Source organism: Polaromonas sp. P1_F9 (assembly GCF_056405615.1).
In genome coordinates this window covers 31,820-47,105 of record NZ_JBFUBT010000004.1, presented here as the reverse complement: position 1 = coordinate 47,105, position 15,286 = coordinate 31,820, and the positions used below count along the sequence as shown (strand labels likewise).

General features: G+C 63.4%; 13 protein-coding genes. All 13 read left to right on the top strand.

Annotated elements, in window-relative coordinates:
* Positions 1–11: 11 nt before the first annotated feature.
* Positions 12–599, top strand: a complete 588-nt coding sequence (locus tag AC1DYR_RS11740) for a DUF3305 domain-containing protein (RefSeq protein ID WP_477705265.1) — start codon at positions 12–14, stop codon at positions 597–599.
* Positions 592–1,338: a DUF3306 domain-containing protein gene (locus AC1DYR_RS11735; protein WP_477705264.1), complete on the top strand. Its 747-nt coding sequence runs from the start codon at positions 592–594 to the stop codon at positions 1,336–1,338. The genes AC1DYR_RS11740 and AC1DYR_RS11735 overlap by 8 nt, the downstream gene beginning before the upstream one ends.
* Complete coding sequence (locus AC1DYR_RS11730; RefSeq protein ID WP_477705263.1) at positions 1,265–3,400, top strand: 4Fe-4S binding protein; 2,136 nt, start codon at positions 1,265–1,267, stop codon at positions 3,398–3,400. Before AC1DYR_RS11735 ends, AC1DYR_RS11730 begins: the two co-directional genes overlap by 74 nt.
* 22 nt (positions 3,401–3,422) lie before the next feature.
* Positions 3,423–4,040 carry a TorD/DmsD family molecular chaperone gene (locus AC1DYR_RS11725; protein ID WP_477705262.1) on the top strand — a complete coding sequence of 206 codons (618 nt, stop codon included), beginning with the start codon at positions 3,423–3,425 and terminating at the stop codon, positions 4,038–4,040.
* A gap of 205 nt (positions 4,041–4,245) precedes the next feature.
* Positions 4,246–4,455: a formate dehydrogenase gene (locus AC1DYR_RS11720; protein WP_477659077.1), complete on the top strand. Its 210-nt coding sequence runs from the start codon at positions 4,246–4,248 to the stop codon at positions 4,453–4,455.
* A gap of 61 nt (positions 4,456–4,516) precedes the next feature.
* Complete coding sequence (locus AC1DYR_RS11715; RefSeq protein ID WP_477705261.1) at positions 4,517–7,486, top strand: formate dehydrogenase subunit alpha; 2,970 nt, start codon at positions 4,517–4,519, stop codon at positions 7,484–7,486.
* A 2-nt stretch (positions 7,487–7,488) separates the two neighbouring features.
* Positions 7,489–8,109 carry a formate dehydrogenase FDH3 subunit beta gene (gene fdh3B / locus AC1DYR_RS11710; protein ID WP_457279598.1) on the top strand — a complete coding sequence of 207 codons (621 nt, stop codon included), beginning with the start codon at positions 7,489–7,491 and terminating at the stop codon, positions 8,107–8,109.
* Positions 8,106–8,342: a hypothetical protein gene (locus AC1DYR_RS11705; RefSeq protein WP_477685995.1), complete on the top strand. Its 237-nt coding sequence runs from the start codon at positions 8,106–8,108 to the stop codon at positions 8,340–8,342. The genes fdh3B and AC1DYR_RS11705 overlap by 4 nt, the downstream gene beginning before the upstream one ends.
* Positions 8,343–8,353: 11 nt before the next feature.
* On the top strand, positions 8,354–9,532 hold the full coding sequence (locus AC1DYR_RS11700) for a formate dehydrogenase subunit gamma (protein WP_477685994.1): 1,179 nt from the start codon (positions 8,354–8,356) through the stop codon (positions 9,530–9,532).
* A 27-nt stretch (positions 9,533–9,559) separates the two neighbouring features.
* Positions 9,560–9,946 (top strand): hypothetical protein, encoded by a 387-nt coding sequence (locus AC1DYR_RS11695; protein WP_477685993.1) that lies wholly within the window; start codon positions 9,560–9,562, stop codon positions 9,944–9,946.
* 75 nt (positions 9,947–10,021) lie between these two features.
* On the top strand, positions 10,022–11,068 hold the full coding sequence (locus tag AC1DYR_RS11690) for a formate dehydrogenase accessory sulfurtransferase FdhD (RefSeq protein ID WP_477705260.1): 1,047 nt from the start codon (positions 10,022–10,024) through the stop codon (positions 11,066–11,068).
* The gene (locus AC1DYR_RS11685) at positions 11,065–12,654 is read left to right on the top strand and encodes a C13 family peptidase (protein ID WP_477705259.1); all 1,590 of its coding nucleotides are present in this window, start codon (positions 11,065–11,067) and stop codon (positions 12,652–12,654) included. Before AC1DYR_RS11690 ends, AC1DYR_RS11685 begins: the two co-directional genes overlap by 4 nt.
* A gap of 68 nt (positions 12,655–12,722) precedes the next feature.
* On the top strand, positions 12,723–15,284 hold the full coding sequence (locus AC1DYR_RS11680) for an ABC transporter permease (RefSeq protein ID WP_477705258.1): 2,562 nt from the start codon (positions 12,723–12,725) through the stop codon (positions 15,282–15,284).
* Positions 15,285–15,286 lie beyond the last annotated feature (2 nt).

Genomic DNA, 15,286 nt, shown 5'->3' with positions numbered 1-15,286 from the left:
ACACTGCGGGCATGTCGGATTTCCTGCTGCAGTCCCCCGAAACAGACACCACGCTGCACCGGCCGTGCACGGCGGTGGCCGTTGTCATGCGCCGCGAGCGCATCGATAACCGCTGGCAGCCCTGGCGCTGGGAACTGGCCGACATCGTCCCCCACGAATACGCCTTTGGCGCCGCGCCGCGGCTCTTGCTGAAGGACGAGCGCGAAGAGCGCTGGCTTCACCCCGGCTTCAAGGTCGAGCTGTTTACCGATGATGCCGAGGGCTATTACCTCAATGCCAGCACCGGGCAGCCCTGCTTCTGGGTGGTCTGGCGCATGGAAGAACAAGCCCTGCTGGCCGATGAACCTATCGCGATTCCGCAGACCGTCACCCTGAGTTACCACGATGCCGGGCGGTGGCTTGACGCGCAGGAAACGGTCGAGCAGGTGCCCGCGCCGCCGCAAGTTGTGCAGTGGCTGCAGCAGTTTGTAGACCAGCACTACGTCATCGAAGCCAAGCGCCGGCAACGCCCGCAAAGCTTCAAGACCTTGACGGACCGCTTCGGCAATCCGGCGCGGGTCAGTACGGAAAAGAAAACCGGCGGAGGCCAGCATGGCTGACGAGCCCACAGGTTTTCTGGGGCGGTGGTCCCGCCGCAAGGTCAACGCCGTGCAGGGCAAACCACTGGAAGAACCGGTTGTGGCCGCACCGCCGGTAACGGACGCGCCCACGCCCGCCCTGCAAGTCCAGACGCTCCAGCAGCCGGCGCAAAAATCACCGGGAAATCCACCGGAAAAGAAGGCGCTCACGCTGGCCGACGCCAGGCTGCTCACCAAGGATTCCGACTTCAAGCCTTTTATGGCCGGCGACGTGACGCCCGACGTGCGAAATGCGGCGATGAAGCAGCTCTTTGCCGACCCGCACTTCAATGTGATGGACGGGCTCGATATCTACATCGACGACTATTCCAGATCCGACCCCATCCCCGAGGCCATGCTGCGGCAGATGACCAGTGCGAAGTTTCTCAATCTCTTTGATGACGAAGAGGACAAAGAGAAAGAAAAAGACAAGGACAAGCAGGGTGAAGCAAAAGGCGAAGGCCAGGGGCAGGCTGCCGGCCCGCAAGAGGACCCGGCCGGCCTGCCACGGGAAAGCGCCAATAACCCCACGGGCGAAACCGTGGCACAGTCCTATGAAAATCCAGACATAGCCCCGTCGCAAGCGCCAGGCGCTTTATCAACCAGCCAATCCCAGCCCGACCCGGCCGGTGCCAGCCAAGAAGACCATGCCCACACTGATTTGCGACTGCAACCAGACCATGCCGCTCCAGCCCCAGGCGCTGGGCGCGGCACTCAATGAAACCCTGACGCTGCATTCGGCGCTGTGCCGCCGCGAGGTAGGCGCCTTCCAGAAGGCCGCGCAGTCCGGCGACGATGTCGTCGTGGCCTGCACCCAGGAAAAGCGGCTGTTTGCCGAAGTCGGTGAGCAGACCCAGGGCGTCACCTCCGTGGTGAAGTTCGTCAATATCCGCGAGACCGGCGGCTGGAGCAAGGACGCTGCCAGCGCCACACCCAAAATCGCCGCCCTGCTGGCCGCGGCCCACCTGCCGGACGCCGAACCGGTGTCCACCGTCACCTACAAAAGCGCCGGGCGCCTGCTCATCGTGGGCACGATCGACCAGGCCGAGCAGGTGGCGGCCCTTGTGGCCGATACGCTGGACGTGACCATCTTCGCCCAGGGCGTTTCGTCCCAGGCGCAGGCCGGGTTTCCTTCGCAAGAGCGCAAATATCCTGTGATCAGTGGCGAGCGGCTCGCGCTCAAAGGCTGGCTGGGTGCGTTTGAGGCGAGCTGGGACAAGACCAACGCTATCGACCTGGACTTATGCACACGATGCAATGCCTGCGTCGCCGTGTGCCCTGAAGGCGCCATCGACCTGAGCTACCAGGTCGATGCAAACAAGTGCACATCCCACCGTGATTGCGTAGCCGTATGCAAGGTGGCCGGTGCCATTGATTTCAACCGCGCGCCGCAAACGCTCACGGAAGCGTTTGACCTGGTGCTCGACCTCGGCGCCAAACCGCTGGTCGCGCTGCATGCGCCACCGCAAGGCTACTTTGCCCTGAATGCGTCCGCCGGCCTGACCTCACCCGGTCTGCTGGCCACGGTTGTCAAGCTGCGCGACATGGTTGGCGAGTTTGAAAAACCCAAATTCTTCGCCTACAAGCAAAAGCTCTGCGCCCACAGCCGCAATGAAACCGTGGGCTGCAATGCCTGTATCGACATTTGCTCCGCCGGCGCCATCAGCAGCGAGAAAAGCCGCCAGCAGATCGTCGTCAACCCCAACCTGTGTGTGGGTTGCGGTGCGTGCACCACGGTGTGCCCCACGGGCGCTCTCACCTACGCCTACCCGCGTGCCAGCGAGCAGGGCGTTCGCATCAAGACCCTGCTGTCGGCGTATGCCAAAGCCGGCGGCACGCAGCCGGTGCTGCTGTTTCACAGCCAGGACAGCGGCCAGCAAGCCGTCGAGGCCCTGGGCCGCGCCGCGCGGCTGCAAAAATCCGTGCGAGGCGTTCCGGCCAATGTGATCCCGCAGGCGTTGTGGCACACGGCCAGCGTGGGCCTGGATTTGTGGCTCAGCGCCATTGCCTTTGGTGCGTCCCAGGTCGCCGTGCTGGTGACGCGCGAAGAGGCGCCTGCTTACCTTGAAGGCCTGGCGGATCAAATGCGCGTCGCGCAAACCCTGCTCAATGGCCTGGGCTATGCCGGCGTGCACCTTCATTTGGTGCAAGCCGGGGAGGGCGCTGATGCCATCGCCGGGCTGGACGCCAGTTTGCAGTCGCTGGCGCGCGGCCGTCCCACAGTGCCCTCCACTGCGGCGCGCTTTGCGGTGGCGCAAGAAAAACGCAGCACGCTCGACATGGCGCTGGACCACCTCATGAGCCAGGCGCCCGCCGCCCTGCCCGAAGCGATTGCGCTGCCCGCCAAGGGCTCGCCCTTCGGCAGCCTGACCGTCAACGCCGACACCTGCACGCTGTGCCTGAGCTGCGTGAGCGCCTGCCCGGCCAGCGCGCTGCAAGACAACCCGGACCGCCCCCAGCTCAAGTTCATCGAAAAAAACTGCGTTCAGTGCGGCCTGTGCGCCACCACTTGTCCCGAGGATGCCATCACGCTGCAGCCGCGCCTGCTGCTTACACCGCTGCGCAAAGAGGCGCGTGTGCTTAACGAGAGCCAGCCCTACCAATGCATACGCTGCAGCAAACCCTTCGGCACACTCAAGGCCATCGAGTCCATGCTAGGCAAGCTCGCGGGGCACGCGATGTTCCAGGGTGCGGCCGCCGACCGGCTCAAGATGTGCAGTGACTGCCGCGTCATCGATATTTATTCCGCCGATAACGAATTGAAAATCACCGACATCCGGTGAGCACAAACAATCAGACGCCACCATGACGCAAGCCCAACTCACCGCGTCCACCCTGGACGAAGAAACCGCGCGAGCCGAAGTCTATGGCGTGCTGGCCGCCCTTTACTACGCCGCGCCCTCCGCGGAGCTGCATGAAAACCTCCGCATTGCCGTGACCGAGGCACCCGCCGCTGGGGGCTTGCTTGAAAGTTCGTGGAGCGAACTCGTGGCAGCCGCCCGCGTGCAGAGCCTTGCAGATGTCACGCGGGAGCATGACGCCCTGTTCGGCGGCGTTGGCAAGCCTGAGGTGTACCTCTTTGGTTCGCACTACCTCAGCGGTTTCCTCAATGAGAAGCCTTTGGCGGCCTTGCGCACCGACATCGCAGCGTTAGGCCTGGCACGTGACGAGGCCATGCCTGAAACCGAAGACCACGTGGCCTACCTGTGCGAAGTCATGCGCTACCTGATTGCCGGTGACGACGTGGAGGTGGCCAATCTCACACGGCAGCGCGAATTTTTCGCGCGCCATGTTCAGCCTTGGGTGCCGCTGATGTGCGATGCCATCACGGCGCATCCCAGGGCGCGTTTTTATGCCGCGCTCGCGGCCTTTACCCAGATCTTCATCAGCGTTGAGGCGCAGGGCTTCGACATGCTGGCCTGAGGGAGTGCATGAACTTTTTTTTCTCAAAATGAGACAGCTTTTGAATGGCCAGCCGGCCAGATCCGCCGAGTCTGACAATAAGATCGCTTATCGTTTTCCCTAGACTTGGACGTTGAGCGGCGCTAACCATTGTGGTGCGCAGCACTCTGCCTTACAGTACTATGCAAACGGTTACATAGCCAGCAAGCCTTCCCTGGAGATCACCATGCAGGACAGCCAGCCAAAACCCTCACGCAGGGGATTCTTTTTCGGCGCAGCCGCCACCGGCGCGGCAGCCGCAGCCATCGTGGCCTTGCCGGGCGCACCGGCACTCCAGCAGGCCGAGCTTCCAGAGCCCAAGCCGGCCCCTGAAAAAGGTGGCGGCTACAGCCTCTCGGAACACGTCAAACGCTATTACAAGACCACCCGCATCTAGATAGCCCTGGCTTCCAGTTCCGCTCGACCGGCCCCCGATTTCACCTTCTACGGAGAGCTTCATGCTGCTCACGAAAAAATCTTCTGATGTCCATCCCGTGCACCGCGCGGGTTCCGCGCGCTTTGTGCAAAGCCTGTCGCGGGGCCTGTCCAACGCGCTGCCCACCATGGACCGCCGCGCATTCCTGCGCCGCTCCGGCCTGGGTGTCGGCGTTGGGCTGGCAGCTACGCAATTAACCCTGGTCAAAAAGGCCAAGGCGGCCACACCTGGCGCCGGCGACGGCACCGGGAAAATTGAGGTCAAGCGCACCGTTTGCAGCCATTGCTCTGTCGGCTGTGCGGTCGACGCCGTAGTGGAGAACGGCGTCTGGGTCCGCCAGGAACCGGTGTTCGACTCGCCGATCAATCTAGGCGCCCACTGCGCAAAGGGCGCCGCACTGCGCGAACACGGCCACGGCGAATACCGCCTGCGCTACCCGATGAAGCTGGTCAACGGCAAGTACGAGCGCATCAGCTGGGACACCGCACTCAATGAAATCAGCGCGAAGCTGCTGGAGTTGCGCAAGGAGAGCGGGCCGGACTCGGTGTACTGGGTGGGGTCTTCGAAGCACAACAACGAGCAGGCCTACCTGATGCGCAAGTTCGTGAGCTTCTGGGGCAGCAACAACTGTGACCACCAGGCCCGCATCTGCCACTCGACCACGGTGGCCGGCGTTGCCAACACATGGGGCTACGGCGCCATGACCAATTCGTACAACGACATGCAAAACAGCAAGTGCGCGTTGTACATCGGCTCCAACGCCGCCGAAGCTCACCCGGTCAGCCTGCTGCACATGCTGCACTCCAAGGAGGCGGGCTGCAAGATGATCGTGGTCGACCCGCGCTTTACCCGCACAGCCGCCAAGGCCGACGAGTACGTCCGCATCCGCTCCGGCTCCGACATCCCCTTTCTTTTCGGTGTGCTGTATCACATCTTCAAGAACGGCTGGGAAGACAAGAAGTACATCAACGACCGTGTCTACGGCATGGACAAGGTCAAGGCCGACGTGATGGCCAAGTGGACGCCGGACAAGGTGCTGGAGGCCTGCGGTGTTGACGAGGCCACCACGCTCAAGGTGGCCACCATGATGAGCCAGAACCGTCCCAGCACCATCGTCTGGTGCATGGGCCAGACGCAGCACACCACCGGCAATGCGGTCGTGCGCGCCTCTTGCATCCTGCAACTGGCGCTGGGCAACATCGGTGTGTCCGGCGGCGGCGCCAACATTTTCCGCGGCCACGACAACGTGCAGGGCGCGACCGACGTCGGCCCCAACCCCGATTCACTGCCCGGCTACTACGGCCTGGCAGAAGGCTCGTGGAAGCACTTTGCCAAGACCTGGGGTGTGGACTTCGACTGGATCAAGGGCCGCTACGCATCGGCCGCGATGATGGGCAAGCCCGGCATCACCGTCTCGCGCTGGATCGACGGCGTGATGGAGAAAAACGAACTCATCGACCAGGACTCAAACCTGCGCGGCGTCTTCTTCTGGGGCCATGCGCCTAACTCGCAAACGCGCGGCCTCGAGATGAAGCGGGCGATGGACATGCTGGATTTGCTGGTGGTGGTGGACCCGTATCCATCGGCCACCGCCGCAATGGCAGCGATGCCCGGCAAGGCGGAAGACCTGAACCCCAAGCGCGCGGTTTACCTCTTGCCTGCCGCCACGCAATTTGAAACCAGCGGCTCGGTGACGGCTTCCAACCGGTCCCTCCAGTGGCGCGAAAAAGTGATCGAGCCGCTCTGGGAGAGCCGCACCGACCACATGATCATGCACCAGTTCGCCGAAAAACTCGGCTTCGCCAAGGAGCTGTCGAAGAACTACAAGATGCAAAAGGTCAAGGGCATGGACGAGCCCGTGCCGGACGACATCCTGCGTGAGATCAACAAATGTGTGTGGACCATCGGCTACACCGGCCAGAGCCCTGAGCGCTTGCAGGCCCACATGCGCAACATGCACCTGTTCGACGTCAAGACCCTCAAGTCCAAAGGCGGCAAGGACAAGGCCACCGGCTACGACACAACCGGTGACTACTTCGGTCTGCCCTGGCCTTGCTGGGGCAATCCGGACCTCAAACACCCCGGCTCACCCAATCTGTACGACACCTCCAAACATGTCATGGACGGTGGTGGTAATTTCCGGGCGAACTTCGGCGTTGAAAAAGACGGCGTCAACCTGCTGGCCGAAGACGGCTCCTATTCGAAGGGCGCCGACATCACGACGGGCTATCCCGAGTTCGACCACCTGCTGCTCAAGAAGCTGGGGTGGTGGGCCGACCTGACCGACGCCGAAAAAACCGCGGCCGAAGGCAAGAACTGGAAGACCGATTCATCAGGCGGCATCATCCGCGTCACCATGAAGGTCCACGGCTGCCACGTGTTCGGCAATGCCAAGGCGCGTGCCGTGGTGTGGAACTTCCCTGATGCCATACCGCAGCACCGCGAGCCGCTCTACGGCACGCGGGCCGACCTGATGGCCAAGTACCCCACGCATGACGACAAGAAAGCGTTCTGGCGCCTGCCCACCCTCTACAAGACGATTCAGCAGAAGAACATCGCGGACAAGGTCGGCGAAAAGTACCCGCTCATCCTGACCTCAGGCCGGCTGGTCGAATACGAAGGTGGCGGTGAAGAAACCCGTTCCAACCCGTGGCTGGCCGAGTTGCAGCAGGAAGCCTTCGTCGAAATCAATCCGAAGACGGCCTCTGACCGCGGCATCCGCAACGGTGAACGTGTCTGGCTGAACAGCCCGACCGGCGCACGCCTCAATGTGCAAGCGATGTTGACTGAGCGCGTCGGCCCCGACACGGTGTGGATGCCCTTCCACTTCTCGGGACGCTGGCAGGGCGCCGACATGCTGGCCTACTACCCCAACGGCGCGGCGCCTGTTGTGCGCGGCGAGGCCGTCAACACCGCGACAACGTACGGCTACGACAGCGTGACGATGATGCAAGAAACAAAAACGACGATCTGTAACGTCGAAAGGGCTTAACCATGGCACGCATGAAATTTGTCTGTGACGCTGAGCGCTGCATCGAATGCAATGGCTGCGTCACCGCCTGCAAAAACGAAAACGAAGTCCCGTGGGGTGTCAACCGCCGACGCGTGGTCACGCTCAACGACGGTGTGCCAGGCGAAAAATCGATCTCGGTGGCCTGCATGCATTGCAGCGACGCACCCTGCATGGCCGTCTGCCCCGTCAACTGCTTCTACCGCACCGAAGAAGGCGTGGTGTTGCATGACAAGGACGTCTGCATCGGCTGCGGCTACTGCTCATACGCTTGCCCCTTCGGCGCGCCGCAGTTCCCGGCTGCCGGCACCTTTGGCGTGCGCGGCAAGATGGACAAATGCACCTTCTGCGCCGGCGGCCCTGAAGTCAACGGCAGCCAGGCCGAGTTTGAAAAGTACGGCCGTAACCGCCTGGCCGAAGGCAAGCTGCCGGCCTGCGCCGAAATGTGTTCGACCAAGGCCCTGCTCGCCGGCGACGGTGATGTGGTCGCCGACATCTTCCGCAACCGTGTGGTGCAACGCGGCAAGGGCGCCGAAGTCTGGGGCTGGGGCACGGCCTACGGATCCAAACAGGCCGGCCAGCCGCCCGCAGGAGCCAAATCATGATGCGTGTTCTTGTCTTGACCCTCACCGTGACTGCCTTGTCGGCCTGCGGTGAAAAGCCGCAAACCCTGGGCAGCGGCGTGAAAAGCGACGGCGCCGCCTATCAGGGCGTGCAGAACCAGTTTGCGGCGCCGGGCTGGAAGGCCGGCGACAAGACCAGCTGGGAGCAAGGCCTCAAGGCCCGCGCGCAGAACAGCCAGAACGAGTACAACAAGATCGGTAGCTCGAAAAAGTGACCGGAGGCCTTATGTATCGTGCGCGAACAGCTATATTTTTCATAGCGGCCAGCCTGGCGGGACTTGCCTGTGCGCAAGCGCCTGCGGCCCAGCCGGCCACCGCCGCGCCGGCCACCGCTCCCGCCGCCACCGGTGGCATCCAGGGCCAGAACATCTTTGAGGTCAAGCCCGAGGCCAGCGCTGACCCCAACTACGCCAAGCAGACCAATGGCGAACGCGCCAAGGTGCAACCGGGCAACAACGCGCCCATGTGGCGCCAGGTGGGCGAGGGCGTCACCGGCTACAGCAGCCTGCCCAAGAGCGAAGCGCCCGAGGCCGGCAACCTGATCCAGCCCTTTGTGCAGTACCCCGGCTCGCGCCTGACCAACGCCGGCGAAGCCTGGCGACAGGTGCGTAACAACTGGATCATTCCCTACGGCGGCTCACTGTTTCTGATCGTGTTGCTGGCCATCGCGATTTTTTACTTCAGCAAGGGTTCGATCAAAACCCACGGCGTCGACACCGGCCGCAAGATCGAACGATTCACGCCTTTCGAGCGTGCCGCGCATTGGTCCAACGCGATTGCGTTCTGCATCCTGGCCGTCTCAGGCTTGGTCATGGCATTCGGCAAATTCTTCCTGCTGCCCGTCATTGGTGGAGCGCTCTTCGGTTGGCTGACCTGGACTCTCAAGACCATGCACAACTTTGCCGGCCCGCTGTTCGCGGTGTCGCTGGTGATCGTGTTCCTGACCTTCCTGCGCGACAACTGGCCGCAAAAGGGCGATCTGCACTGGCTGGCCAAAGGCGGTGGCCTGATCACTGGCGGCGAAGAACCGCCTTCGAACCGTTTCAACGCCGGCGAAAAACTCATCTTCTGGGGCGGTGTGTTCTTCCTGGGCATCGTGGTGGTTTCTTCGGGCTTTGTGCTCGACAAGCTGCTACCCGGCCTGATCTATGAGCGCTCGACGATGCAGGTCGCACACATGGTGCACGCCGTGGCCACCGTGCTCATGATGTGTTTGTTCCTTGGCCACATTTACCTCGGCACCATCGGCATGCAGGGCGCCTACAAGGCGATGCGGACCGGCTATGTCGACGAGACCTGGGCTCGTGAGCACCACGAATACTGGTACGACGAAGTCAAGGCCGGCAACATCCCGGCCCAGCGCAGCAAACCTGTTGACCCGCCCGGCCAGACGGTGCAGGCATAAGCCACAAGAGTTGTAGTGAGGAATCCCATGAAAAAAATTCTGATCATGAGCTTGCTGGCCGCCGCATCGGCCGCGTCGCTGGCCAAGCTGCCCGCCCTGAGCGACGAAGCCAAGGCCAAGGCCGCTGAAGCCGCCGCCAAGACCGCCTGGAGCGGCAAGGTCGATGCTTACCAGTTGTGCAAGTCGCAGGACAAGGTCGCCGCCAGCTATTACAAAACGGCCAAGGCCGCCGGCAAAGAGACGAAGCCGCCTGCTGCAGCGCCCGCTTGTGCCGATCCCGGCGCTTTCGTCTACACCCCGCCTGAAGCCAAGCCGATCGAAGCGGCCGGCGCACATTCACCCGCAGGCACGGCCACCAGCCCGCCCAGCACCAAACAGCCCGATGCGGTCGTTAATCCCGCCAAGAAGTCCTGACCCACTCCCGGACGTATTCGCTTTCCCAAAAGCCGACTCCGCAAGGGGCCGGCTTTTTTGTTGTAGTCTTCCCTCATGACCGCCTCGACACCGACCCTTCCCCGTCTCCCGCGCCTCACCATGGCCCAGGCGCCCCTGACGTGCGAGGTCGACGCCGTCAACGAATACGGTGAAGCGCAAAAAGTCGCCATCCCCGCCGAGCGCGCACTCACTGTGTATGTCGACAAGCGCGAGCTCGTCACGCTCATGACCCTGGGTGCCCATCCCGAGTTGCTGGTACTCGGCTACCTGCGCAACCAGCGGCTCGTCAAGGACGTCGCCGATATCGAATCCATCACCGTCGACTGGGATGTGGGCGCAGCCGCTGTCAAGACACACCGCGGTATTGAAGACATTGAGGAGAAAACATCGCGCCGCGTGGTCACCACGGGTTGTGGGCAGGGCAGTGTGTTCGGCGGCCTGATGGACGAGGTCGATGGCATCGTGCTGCCCGCAGATGCGTACATCACCCAGGCCCAGCTGTATTCCCTCGTCAACACCATACGGCTCAAGGAAACGACGTACAAGTCTGCCGGCTCGGTGCATGCGTGTGCATTGTTTGCGATGACGGCGGGCGACCCTGAAATGCTTTTATTTGTTGAAGACGTTGGCCGCCACAACGCGATAGACACCATAGCGGGTTGGATGGCAATTAATAGAGCCCCCACGCTTGTCGCTTCGCGTACTGCGCTGCCCCCCGAGGGGGCGCTGCGCCTGCGGGCCGGAGAAGCCGGTTCCGCGGCCCCGGCTGGTGAAGAGGGGAAGGGCGCAGTCGGCGCTTCATTGACGGATCCCGGCTGGGAAGGCCTGGTCTTCTACACCACAGGCCGTCTCACCAGCGAAATGGTCATCAAGTCCGCGCAGATGGGTGTACCCATTGTGGTTTCACGCAGCGGCATTACGCAAATGGGGCATCAGGTCGCGCAGACGGTGGGCCTGTGCGCGATTGGCCGCGCCACCAACAAGCGCTTTGTCTGCTATGCCAACCCACAGCGGCTCCAGCTGCAACCTGAACTGGCTGGCACCAGACCGCCGCCATCTTCCTCGCTTTCACCTTCGCCTTCATCTATGGCAGCGCCATGACCGACATCACCGGCATTGACAGCGACGAGCAGCCTGAGTCGCCCGATGTTCCCGAAGCTGCGGTTGCGCTCGTGACCCCCGGGGAGGCAGCCTCCGCAGCCCCGGCCACCCGCCTTCCCTGGAAGACATGGTTTCTTGAGGGTTTGCGTGCCGGTGTTTTCCTGAAGCCGCGGGTCACCGGCCATGCGCCCACGCCGCTGCAGGCGCTGGTCATGACTGCCCTGGTTTTTGCCCTTGAAGTCCTATTGTCCCGGCTTGAGATTGCCGGCCCTGCGCGCCTGGACGTGCAGGCCTGGCTGTCAGGGTGGTGGACTGCCGGACTCTTCATTGGCCTGGCGTGGTGGGCATTTCCCCCGGAAGCTGCGCAGCCAGGCGCTGAAAGCAGCGACGAGCCACTGCGTCCGGTCGGTGTTGGCGCCGCTTTCGTGCTCTGGGTGGTCGCCTCCCTTCCCAATACGCTGGTGTACCAGGGCCTGATGGGCGCTATCGCGCATGGCTGGCTCAAGGGCCCGGTGTTCCTGCAACCCTGGCTTTACTGGGTTTTTTATGCGGTGTTCACCGCCTGGTCTTTGGGCGCCGCCATTTTGCTGGTGGTCCGCTTCACCGGCCTTACCGTACGTGCTGCGGTTTTTGCGCTGGCCCTGCTGGCCTGCGCCGGCCTCACCACATGGCAATTCGATGCCCGCACCTGGCAGGAAGACTATGCTGCACAACGCGCCGCGGCAGACGGCAGGCCCCGCCTGCAGCTGAGCCAGCAGGTTTTTGAAGAGCAGCAGACGCTGATGGAAAAGACGATGGCCGCCATCGAGCCACAGCGCCGCGGTATCACCGACGTCTACGGCCTGGTGTTTGCCCCTTATGCCGCAGAAGATGTATTCCTGCGTGAAAGCACCATGGTCAGCCGTGTGCTTGCCGAGCGCTTCGATGCCGAAGGCCGCGTGGTGCATCTGGTCAACCATGCCAGCACCGTGCAGACCCATCCCTGGGCCACCACACTGAATTTGCAGCGCGCCATCGACGCGCTGGCCCAGCGCATGGACCGTGACAACGACGTGCTGGTGGTCTACATGACGTCGCACGGCGCAAGCGACTTCAAGCTGGCCGCCTCCCACTGGCCGCTGCAGGTACCGCCACTCAGTCCCGGCGAGCTGCGTGAAGCGCTCGACAACGCCGGTATCCGCCACCGCGTCATCGCGATATCGGCTTGCTATTCAGGTGGCTGGATCGAGGCGCTGGCCAGCGACACCACCCTGGTCATGACGGCGGCCGACGCCACCCATACCTCTTACGGTTGTGGGCGCCTGTCCGAACTGACCTTCTTCGGCCGCGCCATGTTTGACGAGCAGTTGCGCAAGACACATTCTTTTGAGCAGGCTTTTTCCCGTGCCGTTCCGGTGATCAAGCAGCGCGAAATCGACGCCGGCAAGGACGACGGCTTTTCCAACCCGCAGATCAGGGCGGGAACCGGCATAGGGCCCGTGCTGCGCGCGCTGGAGCAGCGGCTGGATGCCCCGCCGGGCGCTCCGGCTTCGGCCCCAGCTCCAGCCCCGGTGGTGGCGGGGCCCGGCTTCAGAACGTCTCCGTAACCTTTCGCCAAATCCTTGCAAAACCCGGCCATGATGCCGGGATGCGGACTTTGCGTTATGGTCGCCTCATGAACACCCTTTTCTTCAAGCTCGGCTGGAAAACCCTGTTGCGTGACCTGCGCGCCGGCGAGCTGCGCCTCCTGATCGTCGCGGTGACCCTGGCGGTTGCTGCGCTCACTGCGGTCGGTTTTTTTGCCGATCGCCTCAAGGGCGGCCTGCAACGCGATGCCCGCCAGCTGCTGGGCGGCGACGCCGTGATCCGCAGCGACGGCATCACGCCGGAAGCCTTCATTGCCAAGGCACAGGCGTTGGGCCTGAAGGCCATCTCCACCGTCACCTTTCCCACCATGGGCCGCGCAAGCGACGCTGATGGCGGCGCCAGCAAGCTGGTGGCTTTCAAGGGAGTGCCGGAGGGCTACCCATTGCGCGGCAGCATGAAAATCGCCGACAGCCTGGACGGCCCCGGCGAGGACACGCGAGAGGTGCCGGCTCCTGGCACCGCCTGGGCCGACGCCTCGCTGCTCGACGCGCTGGGCCTCAAGCTCGGCCAGACGCTGTTGATGGGCGACGCCAGCTTCAAGGTCACCCGCGTCATCGTGCAGGAGCCCGACCGCGGCGCCGGGTTCATCAGCTTTTCTCCCCGCGTGATGATCAACCAGGCCGACGTGGCCGCCACCAACCTGATCCAGCCCGCCAGCCGCACCAACTACCGCTTTGCCGTGGCCGGCGACGACAAAGCCGTCAAGGCCTATGTGAAGTGGGCCGCCGACGAAATCAAGAAACCTGGTGCAGAGTCCGGCATTCGCGGCGTGCGCCTGGAGTCGCTCGAATCGGGCAGCCCCGAGATGCGGCAGACGCTGGACCGCGCGGAAAAATTCCTCAACCTGGTGGCCTTGCTGGCGGCCTTGCTGAGCGCGGTGGCCGTGGCCATCGTCGCGCGCGGTTTCGCCACCAAACACCTGGACGACTGCGCCATGCTGCGCGTGCTGGGCCAGCCCCAGCGCACCATTGCGCTGGCCTACACCTTTGAGTTTGTCGTCGCCGGCATGCTGGCCAGCGCGCTTGGCGTGGCGCTGGGTTTCGCCGTGCATTACGCCTTTGTGCTGCTGCTGGCCGGGCTGGTTGAAACCGCGTTGCCGGCGGCCACTTGGTGGCCCGTCGTGTTCGGCATGGGCATGGGCCTGACATTATTGCTGGCCTTTGGCCTGCCGCCGGTATTGCAGCTGGCACAGGTGCCGCCGCTGCGCGTGATTCGCCGCGACGTCGGCAACCTCAAACCCGCGTCAATGGCGGTGCTGGGCGTGGGTGTGGCCGGCTTTGCGGCCCTGCTGGTTGCTGCCAGCAGCGACCTTAAGCTGGGCCTGATTGCCGTCGGCGGTTTTGCCGGCGCGGTGCTGGTGTTTGCCGCGGCCAGTTTTGCTGCCGTCAAGCTGCTGCGCGCCAGCGTTAATGAAGTCACCGCCCCGCGCTGGCTGGTACTGGCCACGCGGCAGCTGTCTGCCCGGCCGATGTATGCCGTGGTGCAGACCAGCGCCCTTGCGGTCGGCTTGCTGGCCCTGATGCTGCTGGTGCTGCTGCGCACCGACCTCATCAGCAGCTGGCGCAAGGCGACGCCGCCCGATGCGCCCAACCGCTTTGTCATCAACGTGCAGCCGGAGCAGGGCGAGGCTTTCCAGAAAGCGCTGCGTGATGGCGGCGTGAAGAAGTTCGACTGGTACCCCATGATCCGCGGCCGCCTGGTGGCGGTCAACGGCAAGGCCGTCACGCCCGACGACTTTGAAGACGACCGCGCCAAGCGCCTGGTGGACCGCGAATTCAATCTTTCCAACAGTGCCGACATGCCTTCCCACAACCAGATCACCGGCGGGCGCTGGACAGGCGGTGAAAAAGACGCCGTGAGCGTGGAAGACGGCCTGGCCAAAACGCTGGGCCTCAAGCTCGGCGACTCATTGCGCTTTGACATCGGCGGCCAGCTCAGTGAAGCGAAGATCACCAGCCTGCGCAAGGTTGACTGGGGTTCCATGCGCGTCAATTTCTTTGTGATGTATCCGGTGGCGCAGCTCCCAGCCGATGTGCCTGTGTCCTTCATCAGCGCTTTTCGCGCACCCGAGCCGCCAGCCGCCGTGCCTGGCCAGCCGCATGCCCAGAGTTTTGACAACACGCTGGTCAGGGCATTTCCCAACATTACCAATGTCGACATGAGCAGCACCCTGGCGCAGGTGCAGCGCGTGCTTGACCAGGTGATACGCGCAGTGGAATTTTTGTTCGGCTTTACCCTGGCCGCAGGTCTGGTCGTGCTCTTCGCCGCCATCACCGCCACCCGCGAAGAGCGCGCCAAGGAATTCGCCATCATGCGGGCGGTCGGCGCGCGTGCGTCCTTGCTGCGGCAGGTGCAGCGGGCTGAGTTGGCCGGAGTTGGTTTGCTGGCTGGCTTCCTGGCATCCATCGTTGCGCTGGCGGTGGGCTGGGGTTTGGCGCGCTTTGTGTTTGATTTCAACTGGACCGGGTCGTGGACGGTGCCTTTGATGGGCAGCCTGGCGGGGGCTTTGCTGGCGCTGACGGCGGGGTGGTGGGGGTTGAGGTCGGTTTTGAATACGCCGGTGGTGGAGACTTTGCGGAAGGCTCAATAACG